The sequence below is a fragment of the Pseudooceanicola marinus genome (assembly GCF_020177265.1).
Lineage (GTDB): Bacteria > Pseudomonadota > Alphaproteobacteria > Rhodobacterales > Rhodobacteraceae > Pseudooceanicola > Pseudooceanicola marinus_A.
This window is the reverse complement of record NZ_JAIVMC010000001.1, coordinates 271,515-290,347: the sequence shown is the minus strand read 5'-3', so window position 1 is coordinate 290,347 and position 18,833 is coordinate 271,515. Positions and strand designations below refer to the sequence as shown.

19 protein-coding genes are annotated in these 18,833 nt (G+C 65.9%); 11 read left to right on the top strand and 8 right to left on the bottom strand.

From position 1 onward, the window contains the following. Positions 1–104: 104 nt before the first annotated feature. The 6 genes from LC066_RS01390 to LC066_RS01365 form a co-directional block, all read right to left on the bottom strand. Entirely contained in the window at positions 105–2,093 is a 1,989-nt protein-coding gene (locus LC066_RS01390) for a glycosyltransferase (RefSeq protein ID WP_224896228.1), read from the bottom strand. Between the two features lie 3 nt (positions 2,094–2,096). Beyond that, positions 2,097–2,822: a hypothetical protein gene (locus LC066_RS01385; RefSeq protein ID WP_224896227.1), complete on the bottom strand. Its 726-nt coding sequence runs from the start codon at positions 2,820–2,822 to the stop codon at positions 2,097–2,099. Positions 2,823–3,258: 436 nt separating this feature from the next. Further along, positions 3,259–4,248, bottom strand: a complete 990-nt coding sequence (gene pdxA, locus LC066_RS01380; RefSeq protein WP_224896226.1) for a 4-hydroxythreonine-4-phosphate dehydrogenase PdxA — start codon at positions 4,246–4,248, stop codon at positions 3,259–3,261. Positions 4,249–4,355: 107 nt separating this feature from the next. After that, positions 4,356–4,988: a hypothetical protein gene (locus tag LC066_RS01375; RefSeq protein WP_224896225.1), complete on the bottom strand. Its 633-nt coding sequence runs from the start codon at positions 4,986–4,988 to the stop codon at positions 4,356–4,358. 67 nt (positions 4,989–5,055) lie between these two features. Then, complete coding sequence (locus LC066_RS01370) at positions 5,056–5,826, bottom strand: RlmE family RNA methyltransferase (RefSeq protein WP_222480268.1); 771 nt, start codon at positions 5,824–5,826, stop codon at positions 5,056–5,058. A gap of 156 nt (positions 5,827–5,982) precedes the next feature. Continuing rightward, positions 5,983–7,095: a Ppx/GppA phosphatase family protein gene (locus LC066_RS01365; protein ID WP_085889982.1), complete on the bottom strand. Its 1,113-nt coding sequence runs from the start codon at positions 7,093–7,095 to the stop codon at positions 5,983–5,985. Between the two features lie 386 nt (positions 7,096–7,481). Between LC066_RS01365 and LC066_RS01360 the strand changes: the two genes are divergently transcribed. From LC066_RS01360 to LC066_RS01310, 11 genes are all read left to right on the top strand, one after another. Further along, positions 7,482–7,784, top strand: a complete 303-nt coding sequence (locus tag LC066_RS01360; RefSeq protein WP_224896224.1) for a virulence factor — start codon at positions 7,482–7,484, stop codon at positions 7,782–7,784. A gap of 40 nt (positions 7,785–7,824) precedes the next feature. Continuing rightward, complete coding sequence (locus tag LC066_RS01355; RefSeq protein ID WP_224896223.1) at positions 7,825–8,751, top strand: methylenetetrahydrofolate reductase; 927 nt, start codon at positions 7,825–7,827, stop codon at positions 8,749–8,751. Between the two features lie 34 nt (positions 8,752–8,785). Then, positions 8,786–9,745 carry a methyltetrahydrofolate cobalamin methyltransferase gene (locus tag LC066_RS01350; protein ID WP_224896222.1) on the top strand — a complete coding sequence of 320 codons (960 nt, stop codon included), beginning with the start codon at positions 8,786–8,788 and terminating at the stop codon, positions 9,743–9,745. A gap of 266 nt (positions 9,746–10,011) precedes the next feature. Beyond that, on the top strand, positions 10,012–10,287 hold the full coding sequence (locus LC066_RS01345) for an STAS domain-containing protein (RefSeq protein ID WP_222480259.1): 276 nt from the start codon (positions 10,012–10,014) through the stop codon (positions 10,285–10,287). Beyond that, complete coding sequence (locus LC066_RS01340) at positions 10,284–10,649, top strand: response regulator (protein ID WP_222480257.1); 366 nt, start codon at positions 10,284–10,286, stop codon at positions 10,647–10,649. Before LC066_RS01345 ends, LC066_RS01340 begins: the two co-directional genes overlap by 4 nt. A gap of 14 nt (positions 10,650–10,663) precedes the next feature. Beyond that, complete coding sequence (locus tag LC066_RS01335) at positions 10,664–12,832, top strand: chemotaxis protein CheA (protein ID WP_224896221.1); 2,169 nt, start codon at positions 10,664–10,666, stop codon at positions 12,830–12,832. Continuing rightward, positions 12,825–13,283 carry a chemotaxis protein CheW gene (locus tag LC066_RS01330; protein ID WP_222480253.1) on the top strand — a complete coding sequence of 153 codons (459 nt, stop codon included), beginning with the start codon at positions 12,825–12,827 and terminating at the stop codon, positions 13,281–13,283. The genes LC066_RS01335 and LC066_RS01330 overlap by 8 nt, the downstream gene beginning before the upstream one ends. Then, entirely contained in the window at positions 13,280–14,140 is an 861-nt protein-coding gene (locus tag LC066_RS01325; protein WP_224896220.1) for a CheR family methyltransferase, read from the top strand. The genes LC066_RS01330 and LC066_RS01325 overlap by 4 nt, the downstream gene beginning before the upstream one ends. A gap of 19 nt (positions 14,141–14,159) precedes the next feature. Beyond that, positions 14,160–14,546: a response regulator gene (locus LC066_RS01320; protein WP_224896219.1), complete on the top strand. Its 387-nt coding sequence runs from the start codon at positions 14,160–14,162 to the stop codon at positions 14,544–14,546. Next, positions 14,546–14,974 (top strand): hypothetical protein, encoded by a 429-nt coding sequence (locus LC066_RS01315; protein WP_224896218.1) that lies wholly within the window; start codon positions 14,546–14,548, stop codon positions 14,972–14,974. Before LC066_RS01320 ends, LC066_RS01315 begins: the two co-directional genes overlap by 1 nt. Before the next feature lie 352 nt (positions 14,975–15,326). Then, complete coding sequence (locus LC066_RS01310) at positions 15,327–16,082, top strand: LuxR family transcriptional regulator (RefSeq protein WP_222480246.1); 756 nt, start codon at positions 15,327–15,329, stop codon at positions 16,080–16,082. 351 nt (positions 16,083–16,433) lie between these two features. On the opposite strand, the gene LC066_RS01305 is transcribed toward LC066_RS01310, so the two are convergent. Further along, complete coding sequence (locus LC066_RS01305) at positions 16,434–17,708, bottom strand: MFS transporter (protein WP_224896217.1); 1,275 nt, start codon at positions 17,706–17,708, stop codon at positions 16,434–16,436. Positions 17,709–17,909: 201 nt separating this feature from the next. After that, complete coding sequence (tsf, locus tag LC066_RS01300) at positions 17,910–18,785, bottom strand: translation elongation factor Ts (RefSeq protein WP_222480242.1); 876 nt, start codon at positions 18,783–18,785, stop codon at positions 17,910–17,912. Between the last annotated feature and the right edge of the window lie 48 nt (positions 18,786–18,833).

Here is an 18,833-nt window from a genome sequence, read left to right as displayed (position 1 = left end):
GTGCGGGCGCCGTGTTCTCCGCTTGCAATACCTCACCCGCTCCGGCTCTGTGCTTTCTTGTCAAATCCATCGGCGTCGCCCTTTCCTGTCCTGCGCCCTGCCCTTCACCGGCTGACCCCGGCGACATAGAGCGCCCGCGCCAGTGTCATCGCCTGTTGCGGATCGTTGCGGCACATCTCCAGCGCCGCGTCCCGCACCATCTGCCGGCTGCCCGCGTTCTGTCCCTGCGACCAGGGCCAGGACATGGATCCCTTGCGGAAGCGATAGAGGAACCCCTGTTCGGGCAGCAGCGCGCCGGTCAGGCCGCGCGCGGTAAACTCCAGCCAGAAGGCCCAGTCGTCCCCCTCGCCGTTGCGGCGCGTAGCGTCGAAGCCGATCTCGCGCAGGAGGCGCGTCGGGATCAGCGCCGTCATGCGGTAGTCGTTTTCCAGCAGGTGCAGGTGATCCCCCAGCAGATGGTTCAGCACCAGCTCGGCGCTTTCGCCGAAGTTGCGTCTCTGCGGCAGGATCGCATCGGGGCGCGCGGGGTGGCTGTTCCAGGCCTCGAGCAGATGTTCCAGCAGATCCGGCGCCAGTACGTCATCAGTGTCCAGAAACAGCGCCAGCTCGGTCTCGCAGGCCTCCGCCAGGGTGTTGCGCGCCGCCAGAAGACCGCCGTTCGGCTGCTGGACCACCCGACATTCGGGCAGCAGGGCGCGAGCGTAGTCGAACCAGGGGCGGGAGGCCTCGGGACTGCCGTCATCGCAGATCAGGACCCGGGGCGGGCCGCCCTTCTGCCACGCCAGGCTGTCGACCGTCTCCATGAACTCCGCGTCTGGATTGTAGGCCGGGATCAGCACCGTAACGTCGCCCCGCGTGGCCGGGCGGCGTGGCGCGCCGTAGAGCCGCCGCCCCCGCTTCTCTTCCAGCGTCCTGTCGTAGCAACGCCCCATGTTCTCGGCGATCCGTGCCGGATCCAGTGTTTCGCGGCAATGGGCTCGCACCCGGCCGGAGATCTCCCCGGCCTCGGCCAACATCCGTTCCATCTGCTGCTGCATCCCCCGGACCGACCGCATGCGCGGATCGAGCAAGTGGTGCAGCATGTCCTCGGGGAAGAACTCCGCCATCGGGGTCCCGTCGCGCACCACCGGCAGAAGGCCGGCGTCGATGCTCTCGACACAGGCGTAGGAGAAGGTCTCGGCCGAGCCGAGCTGCGGGCAGATCGCCCCCGGCTCCAGCAGGTCCAGCGCCTTCTCGCGCGGCAGGTAGTCACTGAAGAAGACCGCATCACGCAGCTCCGGTCGCAGGCGGGCGCGCACATAGGCGCGCATGTCGGACTGGCGGAACGGCGTGTCGATCACCCGGCCCACAAGGCGAATCTGGCGCAGCGGGTGCACATCCTGCATCAGATTGGCGAGATAGATCAGCTTGTCGATACCCTTCGACAGGGCCAGGCGACCCATGTACTGGATCTCGTCCCGCAGTCCCGGCCAGGGAGCGGCGGCGTCGCTGCGAAAGACGTAGGGTTCGCGGATCACCTCGACCCGGTCCGATATGCCGTAGCTGGAGAGCCGCGCCGCCGCCGCATGGGAGGGCGCGATCACCAGGTCGGAGCCGCGCAGCTGCTGTCGTTCGCAGAGGTTGTTGTGCCGTGCCGCCGCTGTCAGGGACAGCTGGTCGGCCTCGTAGAAATCCTCGATCAGGCCGTGATTGTAGGTGACGAAGAGCCGGTCGGCCGCACCTCGCCGCGCCTGCATCGCCTGAAAGGCGGTCAGGCAGGGGGCCAGGAAATCCGTGGCCTCGACCACGTCGATGTCCCAATCCCGGACCTTTTCCGCGATGCGGTCCGACAGCCAGGTGGACAGGAAGAGATTGTGCGCCGGCACCGGGCAGATACGCCAGACCTCTCGTGGATCCACGGCCTCGATATGCACCCGGTCGGCCCTGAAGGGGGCATGGCGCAGCGGCCGGGCCGGCCGGTCTGCCTCGGTCCAGGAGAACAGGAAGACCTCATGTCCCGCCGCCTCCATCGCCGGCACCATGTACTCCAGGTAGGTCGCGATGCCGCCGGCCGGCGCCAGGGGCGTCTCGCGGGAGACGTAGAGGATGCGCATCGCTCAGCCCTCGTCGATCGCGAGCAGCGCGAAATGATCGAGGTGCAGCGTGTAGTTTCCGGCGAGCGGCAGTTCGAGTATGATCGTGGCCTCGCTGACGTCCTTTAGGTCAATCTCCGCCAGGGTGGCGCGCGAGACCCGCGCGGCATGCTCGAACGGCATGGTGGAGACCGGGATGCGGTGGCCCAGGTGATCCGAGGTCTTGCCGCCGGCGCGATGCAGCCGCAGATTCATGGTGACGCTGCGCGGGATCTCGGCGGTGTTGCCAGGGCCGATCTGAAAGAAGCTGATCGTGTCGATACGCAGCGCCCGGGCCTGGCGCAGGGTCTCGACCGAGACGGCGGTTTCAAGCGTGACCCAGCGCGGCTTGCGCGCCAGCGGGAACACGGGATTTACACTGAGACGCGCCACACCGCGACCCTCGCCGCCCGGCCCCGGTCGCCGCAGGGCCTTCATGGCGACCGTGGCACCGGCATCCGTGGTCTCATGGTCCAGCCCGATCCAGACGTCGGGCGCGAAGTGGCCGTAGGGGTCGACAGCCATCGAGGCGAGCGGTGAAGCCGCGCGAAAGAGCGAGCCGAGGCCCGATGGCACCTCTTCCTCATGTTCCATCGTGCCAGGGGCGAAACCGCTGATCTGGCTCTCGATCTCGGCCCGCAGGATGCGCGTCATCCGTTCCATCCCGCTCAGTTGCGCCCGAATGCGCCCCAGGCTCGTCTCTAGATCCATCTGTCTCTCCTCTCTCGCCAGCCACGGCCCGAGGGGCCACTCTCCTGCATGCGTCCCGGTGACGTCACGCCCGGAGACAAGCCACCAGCTCACCCAGGCAACCCCGGGCCTTGGCCCTCGGGCGTATTTCTCAGGCCGCTCCGACCACCGAGTACGGCAGGCACAGGCCAGCGCCCTGTGGACCGCCCGGTGGTGTCACTCTCGGCATAGGTTGGTTAAATCGCCGTTAAACGCTCCGCGCCGACAGGTGCGGTGATCTGTCCGGCCATCGAGGGCTCAAGGCTCAAGGCTCAAGGCTCAAGGCTCAAGGAAAGTCACGATGTCCCTAACCGCTTTGCAAAATGCAAAGTTGAGATTTGCATATCGCTTTATGCAAACGACACTTCGCAGACCTGCATTTGCAAACCATCACATCGGGTTCGCAAATCCGCTGCAACTACGCCCCTTGGCGCCGGGCCTCTGCCATACGAAGCGCCTGCGACAGCGCCAGTGACATGGAGCGTGGATCGGCCTTGCCAGTACCGGCGATGTCGAAGGCGGTGCCATGGTCGGGGGAGGTCCGCACGAAGGGCAGACCCAGCGTGATGTTCACGCCCTCCTCCAGCCCCATGTACTTCACCGGGATCAGACCCTGATCATGGTATTGCGCGACGACGACGTCGAACTGCCCCTTGCGCGCCTGCATGAAGACGGTATCCCCGGGCCAGGGGCCGGAGACCTCCATCCCCTCGTCCCGTGCTGCGGCAATGGCGGGGGCGATGATCTCGATCTCTTCACGGCCAAACAATCCGCCTTCCCCCGCATGGGGGTTGAGACCGGCAACCGCGATGCGCGGTTGCGCAATGCCGAAGGCAAGACAGCCCTCATGAGCCAGCCGGATCGCCCGCAGGTTGGCATCGAAATCCGCCAACGCCACGGCGTCACGCAGAGAGACGTGAATCGTCACCAGCACCGTGCGGATCTCGTCGTTGGCCAGCATCATGGCCACCTGCACCCCACCCGCGTGATGAGCCAGCATCTCTGTATGCCCCGGGAAGGGCACACCGGCGGCGCTCAGGGCTTCCTTATGGATGGGCGCGGTGACGATGCCAGAGACCTCCCCCGACATGGCCAGTGCGATGGCACGCCGGATCGCGGCATAGGCCGCCTGCCCGGCCTCGGCGGCAACGGCACCATAGGGCGAAGGAGTCGCGATGGCCGGGCCGGTGTCGATCAGGCGCAAGGCGTTGGGGGCCTTGGCGGGCTCCGATGCGCTTTCAATCTCCTGCAGCGTCCATCTGCCGGGCAGAAGGGCCAAGGCCCGCTCGGCCACCGCGCGCTGCCCCAGCAGGACACCGGCCTGGGTGCCCGCACCCGCCAGAGCTTTCAGCGCGATCTCGGGACCGATTCCGGCGGGATCACCGAGAGTGATGGCAAGGGGGATCATGGTCTGCTCCTTCCGCTGGGACTGCACGGGGTCGGCACGGGGCCTGCGCCGACACCATAGCTCGCTGGTGAGTGGCCGAAAGGGCGAAAGCGGCGCGCGCCCTGCCCTCAGACGTTGTCACCCGTGAGGCTGGGGTGCACCTCGGGCCGATAGCCGTGGCGCAAGACCTTCAGCAGCGGCGCCGGGGTCAGGACCGTCACCGGTCCCTCGCCCAGCGGGAGGGCCTCGCCGTACCCCTCGAACCCCCAGAGGTGCAGTGATCCCTTCAGGATCAGGAAGGCGTCCTCGCCCCGGGCGATGATCGTCCCGTCGGGCAGATCGGCGGCCCTGGCTTCGGAGGTCACCTTCCGGCCGCCCCGCGCGATCCGCGCCCGATGCAACGCGCGGTCGATCGTTTGCGGCAGGCTGCGCCCCTCTTCCGGACCGCCGTGCACCGCTTTCCAGGCTGCAGTGAAGGCCTTGAACCGATCGCGGCGACAGGTGGCGCAGGGGCGATGCCCGGAAGCCAGCGCCGTCGCCTCATCGAGGAAGAAAAGCTCGGTATAGCGTCCCGGCCACATCAGCGGCTTGCGATCACGCCCCTTGTAGCTCAGCGCGCAGGCGACCCAGGCCTGGTGGGCGTGGGTACGCCGCACGACACGCCGGTCGTCGTGCAGGATGCCCCGGTTCCCCATCAGTTGGCCGCGCGCAGGCACGGCGCGGATCGTGCCGAAAGGATCCACCCGGTTCTGCAAGGTCATCCGATCACTCCCTATGGTGAACCGTCGGGGAACGGTGGGGTATCGGGGGAACCGCCCCTTGTCGGGATCAGCCGAGCGGACCGGCCTCCGGATCCTCGTCCTCCTCGGGCTCTGCCACGCGCCCGCCGCGGAAGCCCGTGGCGACCACGAACTTCTCCGAGCTGTCCGAGCGCGACGAGGGCGGCTTCATGTGGTGCACCTTGGTGAACTTCTGCTTCAGCAGCTGCTGCAGATCCCCCTCGGCGCCGCCGGCCAGGACCTTGGCGACGAAGGTGCCACCGGGGGCCAGCACGTCGAAGGACAGATAGGCGGCCGCCTCGCAAAGCGCGATGATCCGCAGGTGATCGGTCTGCTTGTGCCCCGAGGACGAGGCCGCCATGTCGGACATGACCACATCGGCCTCGCCCCCCAGCCAGGTCTTAACCTGGTCGTCGGCACCATCGGCCATGAAATCGAGGACGTGGATCTCTGCGCCGGGGATCGGATCGACCTCCTGCAGGTCGACGCCCAGGATGGTGCCCACGGCCTTGCCCTTCTTCTCGCCCAGGGCATTGATCCGGGGCACGGCCACCTGGATCCAGCCACCGGGGGCACAGCCCAGATCGACCACTCGCGCACCGGGCACGAGAAAGCGGAACTTGTCGTCCAGCTCCATGATCTTGAAGGCCGCGCGCCCGCGATAGCCCTCGGCCCGGGCGCGGGCCACGTAGGGATCGTTCAGCTGCCGCTGCAACCAGCGCGTCGACGACAGCTTGCGCCCCCGCGCGGTCTTCACCTTCACGGTCAGATCCCGCTGGCCACGCCCCGATGTGTTCTTGCCGGTCGGTTTCTTGGCCACGGCCCACCTCTTCTCTTTGCCAAAAATATCCCGGGGAGTCGCGGCATGCCGCGACGGAGGCAGCGCCCCCTTCCCCGTTCGCACGGAAGTCCCGCTTAGAATAGCAAAACCGCCCCGCTGTCAAAGGGGGCGGTTTCGCCGAGGTCTGATCCGGGCTTAGAACGGACCGTCTTCCAGCACGCCGTCGGCGCTCATCTGCGCATAGAGCAAGCCTTCGCGCAGGCCACGATCGGCCACGCTCAGCCGATCGGTCGGCCAGCAGCGCAGCAGCGCCTGCAGGATCGCAGCCCCCGACATGATCAGGGCCTGGCGGTCCTGGCCGATGCGCGGATCGCGCCGGCGCCCTTCGGGACCGGCATCCAGATAGCCGCGGATCACCCGATCGATCTGGTCGGAGGTCATCCGCAAGCCGTCAACCTTGGTCCGGTCATAGCGTTTCAGCCCAAGGTGGCTGGCCGCGACCGTGGTCACCGTGCCGGAGGTCCCGATGATCTGGAACCCTTCCCGCGCCTGTTCGTCCTTGTAGGGCGCGAACTCCGCCAGGCTTTCCTCGAAGAACCAGGACATCAGCGCGAAGCGCGCACTGTCGTCCTCCACGTCGCGGAACTGGTCGCGCAGGGTCGCCACGCCCAGGGGCACGGAGATCCAGTCGACGACCTTGGCCGCCGGAAACGGGCTTTCGGGCGGGTGGAACCCCGCGTGCAGCCGCATGATGGCCTTGGGCCGGTCGCGATGCGGGACAGAGGTCAGGTCGATCCAGACCAGCTCCGTGGACCCGCCACCGATGTCGACCACCAGAAGCTGCTCCGTGCGCGTGCTGACAAGCGGCGCGCAGGAAATCACGGCAAGCCGTGCTTCTTCCTCCGGCTCGATGATTTCGAGCCGCAGACCGGTCTCCCGTCGCACCTGCTGGATGAAGTTCTTCGCATTGCAGGCCCGCCGACAGGCTTCGGTGGCCACCAGCCGCATGTGCGACACCTTGTGGCGCTGAAGCTTCTGCTTGCAGATCCGCATGGCCTGCACCGTCCGTGCCATCGAAGACCGGGACAGCCGACCAGAGCGTTCCAGCCCGGAACCGAGCTGAACCGATTTCGAAAAACTGTCGACCACATGAAACTGAGAGCCCTTGGGCTGGGCGATCAGCATGCGACAGCTATTTGTGCCCAGGTCCAGCGCAGCATAGAGCTCCGCCGGGTCTGGGGCGTTGGATGCGGGGCCTTCGACCGGTTTCGGGAATGCGCCCGCACCTTTGGGACGCCTGGGCGCCATCTTTGCGCCCTCCTATATCGTGTTGGGGTCGAAGGTAGTGTGTCGGGGCCCGAGGCGCAAGATGCTTGCTCACCATGCCGTGATCGCGAAACGCCCGTTCAGCCACGCGTCAGGCCGCAGGACCCTGAATTTACAGGCGCGGCCGTGTTTCCAACTTTTTTGCACCTCTATCAAGGTGACCTGCCGAAACCGTGCCTCTGCGCACCATACGCCAGTCTCTTTTGCACAGCAGGACGTGCACAACCGGCAGAGCGGACCGACACGACCCCTCCCGGGAACAGAGCGCACAAGCGCCGCCGAGGTCGCATTCCCCTGCGCGCAGGTCGCGGCCCGGCACGCCACAAGGCACATTTGCGCGCAGGGTCGGAGAAAGACAGGAGGGACCCATGCCCCAGCTCACCATCCTCTACTGGCGCGACATCCCCGCCCAGGTCATCGTCGGCAAGGGACGGCGTGCGGCCAAGGCGCCGCTGCCGGAACGGTTCGAACAGGCGATCGACCGGGCCGCCATGGCCTCCGGCGCGGCCGGCACCGACGATTACCTGGCCGAATGGCGCAAGGGTGACCCTCGGGAGGTCGATGGCGATCCACAACAGGTCGCAGATGACGCAATCGCCCGGCTCGACGCCGACTACGATCAGGACAGACTCAAGACGCTTATCGCCAACGGCGGCCACGCGCTCGCCTGATGCCAACCCGGCGCCCCGGCGCCCAGATGCGGAGCCGCCCATGGCCCTCCTTCCCTTCCGCCGCAAGCAAGCCGCCGATGGTGGCGTTGGTCAGCCCACCGACATCTCCGGTCTGCTGGCTGGCTACTCGATCGAGGTGATGCCCCGCACCGCCGCCAAGGTCGATGATTTCAAGGCGCTGCTTCCGCAAGGCACTCGCGTCTACATTGCCCATATCGAGGGCACGCCGATCGAGGAAATGGTCGAGACCGCTGCACGGCTGTCCGATGACGGCTTTGACGTGATGCCCCATTTCCCGGCGCGCATCATAGCCGATGCCCAGGTGCTGGAAGACTGGATTGCCCGCTATCAGGGCGAGGCCGGCATCCGCCAGGCGCTGCTGCTGGCGGGCGGGGTGAAGGCGCCCCATGGCGATTTTCACTGTTCCATGCAGCTGCTGGAAACCGGGCTGTTCGACCGCGCGGGCTTCACCCGTCTGCACGTGGCGGGCCATCCCGAGGGCAACCTGGACATCGACCCGGATGGATCCGACGCCAACGTGATGGAGGCCCTGCGCTGGAAGCAGGCGTTTTCAGAACGCACCGATGCGCAGATGGCCATGGCGACGCAATTCGCCTTCGACGCTGCGCCGGTGCTGGCCTGGTCCCGACGTCTGCGCGACGAGGGGATCACCCTGCCCGTCCACCTCGGCATCGCCGGCCCGGCAAAGCTGCAAACGCTGATCAAGTTCGCCATCGCCTGCGGCGTCGGCCCCTCGCTGAAGGTGCTGCAGAAACGCGCCATGGACGTGACCAAGCTGATGATGCCCTACGAGCCGGTGGAGATCCTGTCGGATCTGGCCAGCGCCGACGACCTCGGGCTGATCGAACAGATCCACGTCTTCCCGCTGGGGGGCATCCGTGCCTCCGCCGAGTTCGCCGCCCGCCACGGTGCCGGCGTCCTCGCCCCCGTCCAGGCCGAGGCCTGACTTTCACTCTCGCGTCTTTTCAAGGGGACACACCATGACCCGCACGACACTGGAATCGGCCACCAAGACCGTCACCATCGGCTTCGACGAACCCTTCTGCGTGATCGGAGAGCGCATCAATCCCACCGGCCGGAAGAAGCTGGCGGCCGAGCTGGAGGCGGGCGACTATTCCACCGTTGAGAAGGACGCGCTGGAACAGGTGGCCTGCGGGGCGGCCGTTCTCGATATCAACGCGGGCGTGGTCTACAATTCGAACCCCAACCCGAACGAGACCGAACCGCCGCTGATGCGCTCCATCGTCGAGCTGGTCCAGGGGCTGGTCGATGTGCCGCTGTGCATCGACAGCTCGGTCCCCGGGGCGCTGGAGGCGGGGCTGGAGGCCGCGACGGGCCGCCCGCTGGTGAACTCCGTCACCGGGGAAGAAGACCGGCTGGAACTGGTCCTGCCGCTGATCAAGAAATACAACGTGCCCGTGGTGGCCATCTCCAACGACGACACCGGGATCTCCGAGGATCCGGAGGTGCGCTTTGCCGTGGCGAAGAAGATCGTCGAACGCGCCGCGGACTACGGCATCCCGGCCCATGACATCGTCGTCGATCCGCTGGTCATGCCCGTGGGCGCCATGGCCACCGCCGGGCGCCAGGTGTTCGAGCTGGTGCGGAAACTGCGCGACGAACTGGGAGTGAACACCACCTGCGGCGCCTCCAACATCTCCTTCGGCCTGCCCCATCGCCATGGGGTGAACGCCGCCTTCCTGCCCATGGCCATCGCCTCCGGCATGACCTCGGCCATCATGAACCCGGTGCGCCAGGTCGAAATGGAGGCGGTGAAGGCCGCCAACCTGCTGATGAACGCCGACCCCAACGGGGGCGACTGGATCCGCTTCTCGCGCGTGGTCGATGCCGTGGCAGAAGGCAGCACCTTCGCCGACGCGGCCCGCGCCTCCGCCAGCGCCGGAACAGGGCGCGGCGCACGCCGGCGCCGCCGCGGCTGACGGCTCCGCCCAGACCACCATTCCGGCCCAGACACCTGCCCCGCGTCGATTGAACCCGACGCGGGGCTTTCTCTTTTTCGACGCATTTTCAGAGATTTGTTTCCGTTCGCTGGCGGCCCCGACAGGCGCCGGAACCAAAAAGCCCGTCAAAGCCCATGCGGCGTAACTTCGTCTTAACGGGGCGGGCCCTATCACCATCACGACGCAATGGAATGATGGGAGACCGGCATGCAATCGCTCCGCCTTCTGAACCCCGGCAGGTGGCCATGACTGAGCCGCTGGTCCTTCAACCCAAGCTGGATCTGCCAGCGGCGGCCCCCCTGGCCGAGGCGCTGCGTGGGCGGCTCGACGGCGATGTGGTCCTCGACGGCAGCCAGGTCACCCAGGTCGGCGCGCTTTGCCTTCAGGTGATGCTTTCCGCCGCCACCTCCCTGCGCAGCAAGGGGCACGCGATGTCACTGACCAACCTCAGCGACAAGGTGGTCGAACAGCTCGCCCAGATGGGGTTCTCCCCCGAAACCCTCGCGGAGGGGCGCGGATGAGCATGAAAGTTCTCGCGGTGGATGACAGCCGAACGATGCGCGACATGATCCGCATGGCGCTGATGCCCGCCGGGATCGAGGTGCACCTGGCCGAAGATGGCGTGCATGGGATCGAGGTGCTCGACGGGCTCGGCCCCGACGCGATCATCACCGACATCAACATGCCGCGCATGGACGGCTTCGGCTTCATCGATGCCGTCCGCGACCAGGAAGAGCACCGCGCCACGCCGATCCTGGTTCTGACCACCGAAAGCGCACCGGAACTGAAGATGCGGGCGCGGGAGGCCGGGGCCACGGGCTGGATCGTCAAACCCTTCGATCCCGCCAAGCTGGTCAAGGCCCTGCAGATGGTCGCCGGTTAAGAGGAGAGCCTGGAATGTCCGATCAGAACGACCCGATGGCGGAAATCCGCGCCTCCTTCTTCATCGAATGCGAGGAGTTGCTCGAAGCCCTGCAGGATGGCCTGCAGGAAATGGATGAGGCCGAGGACGGCAGCGAGGACCCCGAGACCATCAACGTCGTCTTCCGGGCGGTCCATTCCATCAAGGGCGGCGCCGGGGCCTTCGGCCTGGAAGCCCTCGTTCGCTTCGCGCACCGCTACGAGACCGTTCTGGACGAGGTGCGCAACGGCGTCCTGCATCCCGACAGCGACGCGATGAAACTGTTCTTCCTGGCCGCGGACCACCTGTCTGACCTCGTCCGAGCCTGCCGGGATGAGACGCCCCTGCCGGAGGAGACCAGCGAGGAACTTTTGACCCGCCTCGACGCCCTTCTGGGCGATGAGGGCGGCGCGGAGGAAGTCGCTCCGGAGGACTTCCAGCCCATGGGGCTGAGCCTGGGCCTGGATCTGCCCGATCTCGACGCGCCGACGGCCAATCATTTCACCATTCGGTTCAAGCCCGAGCAGGAGCTGTTCGCAACGGGCAATGAGCCATTGATGCTGCTGCGCAACCTTTGCGACCTGGGCACCTCAAGCGTTCGCTGCAACCTGACCGACCTGCCCGCGCTGGAGGATCTGGCGCCCGAGACCCCCTATATCGAATGGCTGATCGAGCTGGAAACCGAAGCCGCCGAACCGGAGATCCGCGACGTCTTCGAGTTCGTTGATGGACTCTGCGAGATCGAGATCACCGGCGGAGCCTCCGAGCCTGAAACCACCGACAGTGCCCCCCTGCCCGAGGCGCCATCCGAGGAGGCCGAGCCTGAGGCAGCCCTTACCGAAATGCCGGAGCCGCAGGTCGCCCCACCTCCGCCTGCCGGTGCGAAGCCCGAGGACAAAGAGGCCGCGAAGGAAACCGGCGAGGGCCGCAAGGGCGGCGCGGCCGCAGCGAAATCCGTCGTGCGGGTCGATCTGGAGCGCATCGAGCGGCTGGTAAACCTGGTCGGAGAACTGGTGATCAATCAGGCCATGCTGTCGCAAAGCCTGGATGAGGCTGGCCTCTCTCCCCATTCCGACGCGATGAATGGCCTGGAAGAGTTTCAGCGGCTGACCCGCGACATCCAGGACAGCGTGATGATGATCCGCGCCCAGCCGGTGAAGTCGTTGTTCCAGCGCATGTCCCGGATCGTCCGCGAGGCCTCCGCCGCCGTCGACAAGGACGTCCGCCTGATCACAGAAGGCGAAGGCACCGAAGTCGACAAGACGGTCATCGAGCGGCTGTCCGACCCGTTGACCCACATGATCCGCAACGCGGTGGATCACGGGCTGGAGGGCGCAGCGGACCGGGAAACGGCCGGAAAACCTCGCGCTGGCACCGTGAAGCTGACCGCGGCTCACCGCTCGGGCCGCGTCATCATCGAAGTCGCCGACGACGGCGCCGGCATCAATCGAAAACGCGTGCAGGAAATCGCGGTCAACAAAGGGCTGATCCCGCCCGACATCCAGCTCAGCGACAGCGAGATCGACAACCTGCTCTTTCTGCCGGGTTTCTCGACCGCCAAGACGGTCTCGAACCTCTCCGGTCGCGGCGTCGGCATGGATGTGGTCAAGACCGCGATCCAGAGCCTCGGCGGGCGGATCACCATCAATTCGGAACCGAACAAGGGGACGACATTCTCGATCAGCCTCCCGCTGACCCTCGCTGTCCTCGACGGGATGGTGGTGAACGTTGCGGGCGAAACGCTGGTTCTGCCTCTGAACGTGGTCGTCGAAACCTTGTCCCTGGGCCCCGACGACGTACAGATGCTGCGCCCGGGGCACTATGTCGTTCGGGTCAGGGGCGGCTTTGTCCCGCTCTACGACCTGGGTGTGATGCTGGGCTATCGCCAGCAGCGCAAGACGGAGGCCGGTGCCATCGTCCTGCTGATCGTCCTGGAGGACAGTACGCGGGCAGCCCTTGTGATCGACGGGATCCAGGACCAGCGCCAGGTCGTGATCAAGGGCCTGGACGACAGTTTCTATCGCGCGCCGGGCATCGCTGCGGCAACGATCCTCGGGGATGGGCAGATCGCACTGATCCTCGACCCGGCCGATGTCATAGCCGGAATGGGCCATATGCGCGGTGCAGATCTCATGCTTTCGGAAAGGATGATCGCCAATGAGTGAACAGGGCCAGAACAACGATCTTGAGCTGCTGACCTTCCGGGTCGCGGATCAGGAATATTCGCTCGACATCATGTCGGTCCGGGAAATCCGGGGCTGGACACGCACGACGCCGATGCCCCATGCACCCGACTACATGCGCGGCGTCATCAATCTGCGGGGCACGGTCCTGCCGGTGATGGATCTGGCACGGCGCCTGCATTTGCCCTCTCAGGAAACCAATGATCGCAACGTGATCATCGTGGTCAACCTGAACGGCACACTCACCGGCCTGCTGGTCGACGCGGTCTCCGACATCGTCGCCATCACCGAGGATGACCTGCAACCGCCTCCCGACATGTCCACCGATCCCCAGATGTCGGTGGTTCGCTCGCTGACCGTGATCGACGATCGCATGATCCGGGTTCTCGACCTTAGGGCCGTCGTGCCCGCAGCAAGTGACGAGGTCGCATGACGCGCACCGCCTCGGAAAGTTCGGCAACGGTGATGGACTCGAAGTCCTTCGCCGCCATCGCCGAGATGGCCAAGAAAGAGGCCGGGCTTGTCCTGCCGGAAGGCAAGATGACCATGGTTCAGTCGCGCCTGCGCAAACGCTTGATGGCGACTGGCCAGCCAAACTACGAAAGCTACTGCCGCTTTGTTGCCTCCGCGGCTGGAGACGAGGAACGGCGCCAGATGATCTCGGCCCTGACCACCAATGTCTCGCATTTCTTTCGTGAATCTCATCACTTCGACATCCTGCGCGAAAAGGTTCTGCCGGTTCTTCAGCAGAAGGCGCGCAACGGACAGAAGATACGCATCTGGTCTGCCGGCTGCTCTTCCGGGCAGGAGCCTTATTCGATTTCCATGTGCCTCCACCAGGCGGCCCCGGACCTGTTCACCCGCGATATCCTGATCCTGGGCACGGACATCGATCCGGTGATCCTCGACAAGGCACAAGCGGCCACTTACTCGGAACAGCAGGTCAGCGGGATCCCCGCAGAGATGCGGAAGAGCTATCTCGAACGCGACGGCGCGGCCGGCCAGTACCGCGTCAGCGAGCAGATCAGACGGATCGTCCGCTTCCGCGAACTGAACCTGCTCCGCGACTGGCCGATGAAGGGGCAGTTCGACGCCATCTTCTGCCGCAACGTGGTGATCTATTTCGACGCGGCCACCCAGGCCTCGCTCTGGCCCCGTTTCCGCCAGCGCCTTGGCGACGGCGGCTGGATTTTCCTTGGCCATTCCGAGCGGATCTCGGACTCGGCCATGACCCTCTTTGACCCTAACGGGATGACGGCCTACCGGGCGGCCGCCTCCGCGACACGCTAAGCCGGGAAGGAATGCTTGAATGGCCCTGAGAGACCAGATCAGAATCATGGTGGTGGATGATATGTCGACCAGCCGCGGGCTCATCACCCAGGCGCTGGATGCCTTCGGCATTGCCAACGTCGCAAGCACGTCGGACGGCCCCTCGGCGCTCAAGACCCTGGAAACCAAGCCGGTGCACCTGGTGATCTCCGACTTCAACATGCCGGGTATGGATGGTCTGCAACTACTGCAGCACCTGCGCAGCGGCGCCAAGACCAAGGGCGTCGGTTTCATCCTGATCACCGGCAAGGCGGACAAGGCGATCATCGACAAGGGCAAGCAACTCGGGATGAACAACTTCCTCAAGAAACCGTTCGAGCCCAATGATCTGCGCGCCTGTATCGAGGCTGTTGTCGGGCGACTGTGATGCAGACCGGCGCCCCAGACCGCCCCGGCGATCCTCCGACCGACCATATCGAGATCGAGGCCCCGGAACTGGCCGAGATCCTCGCGGGACAGGTCGCCGGACTGCGGGCGCTGACCATCGGCCTGGAAGACGCGCTGTCCGCCAGCCTCTGCACCTGCAAGCCCCTGGCAGAAGACGCTGTTCTGAACCTGCAGCGGATCGACTACATGCGTCAGGCGCTGAAGGACCTGGAGGGGATCCTGCTCCGCTTCGGCCCGGCCCTGGGCTGGGCCGAAGGGCAGCGGTTGACCCACGCCGCTCTGCAGGAAACGGTCGACATGAAAGAGTCCATCGCCCCCATCCTGACGGCATCGAGGAAAGGCACGGGACCCACCGGGGCAGAGGATCATCCGCCGTCCCACGGCGCTGGCGACCTTGATCTCTGGTGATGACCCTGATTTGACATGACTTGGAAGCCCCCCAGGGCCGCAATGTCGCGGCGGGCTGAGGCGCGCGGACGCGAGGCGTCTCGGAGCCTGTCGGACCGCGAACGGTCTACGGCCGCGACGACACGCGTTGCCTCGCGGCCACCGCAGGCCAATGCACGACGCCCGTCGCGCAGGCAGGTAGCTCCACCCAACTGTCCGAGCGGTCAACGCGTCAATCCCACGCTCGACAAACCAGCATCACTCGGGCTAAACCCGCTGAGTGTTGTCGTGAATGCCGGACCTCTGTCGCGCCGTCCCGCATCTCCGACACCCCGCATTTCAGGGCCATGTCTACCGGGGGGAGACGACCAGAATGATGCGCCGCGAATACTTGGAACAGCTCACCAACGCCCCGTCGATCGAGGCGCTCTGGGATCTGCATTGCAGGCGCATGGCAGAGTTCGGCTTCGACCGTCTGCTTTATGGGTTCACCCGCTACCGAACCGCAACCTCGCTGGGCGACCCCGAGGATTTCGTCATCCTGACCAACCATTCGGCCACCTACCGCGACGCCTTCCTGGGCAAGGGGCTTTATTTCCATGCGCCCATGGTCCGCTGGGCGCTGGACAACGAGGGCGCCTGTTCCTGGCGCATCCTCGGGGAAATGACCGCCTCGGGCGTCTTGACCGAGAGTGAGCGGAAGGTGATCGAGTTCAACCGATCCATGGGCGTGCGCGCCGGCTACTCGATCTCGTTCAAGAGCATCTCGCCGCGCACCAAGGGCGCCATCGCCCTGACCGCCTGCGCCGACATGAGCCAGGATGAAGTGGATGCTGTCTGGGCCGAACATGGCCGCGACATCGTCATCATGAACAACGTCGCCCACCTGAAAATCCTGACCCTGCCCTATTCCGGCCCCGCGCGGGAACTGACCCGACGCCAGCGCGAGGCACTGCAATGGGTCGGCGACGGCAAGACGACACAGGACATCGCCCTGCTCATGGGGCTGACGACAGCGACCGTGGAAAAGCACCTGCGCCTGGCCCGCGAGAACCTGAACGTGGAAACCACGGCCCAGGCTGTGCTGAAAGCCGCCTTCCTGAACCAGATGTTCATCCTGGACGCTTGACGCCGCTTGGCGTCTTGCGGCAAAGGTATGGAATACCAGCCTTTTAGGCCATTTTCGCTAAGTCTCTGTGATTAGGTAAGGTTTCCCTTACTTTCTATCACGCGGTAAAAAACGCATTCTTCAGATGTTCCGTGAGTGGTGGCTTTGAGCCATGGAGCATCCGGCCTGCACCCCTGTGATTTCAGGGCCCTGCGGGTTGGCCGGGAGACCGGAGTCGGTTGGGGGGCGTATTGATCCGCCCTCCCATCCGGCAGTCTGGCTAGGATCTCGTGCCATCCCCATTAGACGAGCACCTGCCAAAGGCGGTGTCGGTTGTCCCGACCGGCACCGTTTTGGGCGCTCGCCTTTCCTTCACGCCGAAGAAACACCGGGCGGACGGCTAAAGCCGCGACCGATCCCGCGCCAGGCCAGAAGCGTCATCACCGCAACCCCGCCGCCGGCGACGAGGAAGGGAAGTGTCAGCGCCACCTCGCGCGGCACGATCCGCTCGCCCAGGTCCACGACTATCCCCGACACCGCCAGCCCCACGGGCATCATCCCCCAGGACGCCATCCGGTAGAGCGCGTTGACCCGCCCACGCATCTCGTCCGGCACGGCGCGCTGTCGGTAAGAGATCGACACGGTGTCCCACAAGAGCCCGAGGAAGGAGAACACCATCAGGCAGGCCGCCACCCCCACGCCACCGCCCGCGAACGGCACGGCCAGGAAGGCCAGGGCAATGACCGCCGACGACAGCTGCGCCAGCCGCGCCCCGCCAAAGCGCGCGATCAGGGGCGCGGCGACCAGACCGGCGACCAGCCCCCCCGAGGCCCCGGCGGACAGGACCAGACCATAGGCGCCTGCACCGAGGCCCAGCACCTCCTGTGCAAAGAGGACGAGTCCCACCACAACCATCTGGTGCAACCCGTTGAAGACCCCGGTGAAAATCGCCAGCAACCGCAGGGTCGGCTGCCGGATCAGGAACCCGGCCGCTTCGGTGAACTCATGCCGCCAGTGTCGGCGCGGGCCTGCGGCGCGGCGCTGGTGAATGCCGACCCCGGCCACCAGAACGGTGGCCGCGAGGTAGGCGGCGGCGTTCAGCAGGAAGGGCAGCGGCAGCGCGGCGGCGATCAGGAAGGCCCCCACGGCGGGCCCGAGCAGCGTGTTGCCCAGGATCTCCACCGCCGAAAAGCGTGCGTTGGCGCTTTCGAGGCGGTCGGGGTCCACCAGTGAGGGCAGCACCGTCTGGGCGGCGGTGTCACGGAAGACTTCGGCCAGGCCGATGGCGGCGGCACAAAGCGCCAGGGTGACGAAAAGCCCGACCTCGGCCACGCCGTCCTCGGGCGGCTCTGCCAGCGGCAGGGCCTGCCAGATGGCCGCCGCCGCCAGGGCAAAGGCCAACCCGCGCGCCACATCCATGGTCAGCAACAGCTTCTTGCGGCTGACACGATCGGTCACCAGCCCGGCGGGAATGGCAAAGAGGAACCACGGCAGCCGCAGCGCCACAGGCATCAGCGAGATCAGGAAGGGATCCCGGGTCAGCTGCGTGGCCAGCCAGGTCCACGCCAACGTCGCCACCCCGTCCCCGAGGTTTGTGAGCCCGCCCGCCGCGAGGAAGCGATGGAAATGCCCCTGTCTGCCTGCCATGCCTGCGTCCCTCCCCCGGGCCCCGAACAATACCAAGGCGAAGGTAACGCCTCGACCAAGGTCGAGGACAAGCGCAAAAGCGCCAGCCGTTCCAATATGTTGTAAAGAGCCTACCGGGCGCGCATGAAAAAGGGGCCGGGAAATCCCGACCCCTTTTCCGGATCTTTGCGGAACCAGCGGGCGCCGTGGCGCCCGGACCGATCAGCCCTGAGCGGCCTTGGCTACTTCGGCTGCGAAGTCTTCCTGTTCCTTCTCGATGCCTTCACCGACCTGCAGGCGGACGAAGCCCAGGATCTCGGCGCCGGCTTCCTTGGCGGCTTCCTCGACGGTCAGGTCGGGGTTCACCACGAAGGCCTGACCCAGCAGGGTCACTTCGCCGAGGAATTTCTTCATGCGGCCGACGATCATCTTCTCGATGACCTGCTCCGGCTTGCCGGATTCGCGCGCGATGTCGATCTGCACCTGGCGCTCTTTCTCGACGACGGCCGGGTCCAGCTCTGCTTCGTTCAGCGCGGCGGGGTTCGCGGCGGCGATGTGCATCGCGACCTGCTTGCCGAAGGCTTCGTCGCCGCCCTTCAGGGCGACCAGCACGCCGATCTGGCCGAGGCCGGGCGCGGCAGCGTTGTGGACGTAGGAAGCCACGACGTCACCTTCGACCTTGGCCATCCGGCGCAGGGTCATGTTCTCGCCGATCTTGGCGATCTTGTCGGTGACCACCTCGGAGACCTTCTTGCCGTCCAGCTCGGCGTCAGCCAGGGCTTCGACGCTGTCGACACCGGTGGCAACCTTGGCGATGCCGGCAACCATGTCCTGGAACTCGGCGTTCTTGGCGACGAAGTCGGTCTCGGCGTTCACCTCGACGGCGACGCCGGTGGTGCCGGAAACTTCGACGGCCACGAGGCCCTCGGCGGCGGTACGGCCGGATTTCTTCGCGGCTTTCGCCAGGCCCTTGGTGCGCAGCCAGTCAACGGCGGCGTCCATGTCGCCGTCGGTTTCGGTCAGCGCCTTCTTGGCATCCATCATGCCTGCGCCGGTCATCTCGCGCAGTTCTTTAACCTGTGCAGCAGTGATCGCCATCGGGAGATCTCCTTACGGTCTGAAATGGGGTCCGGCCGCCGTTAACAT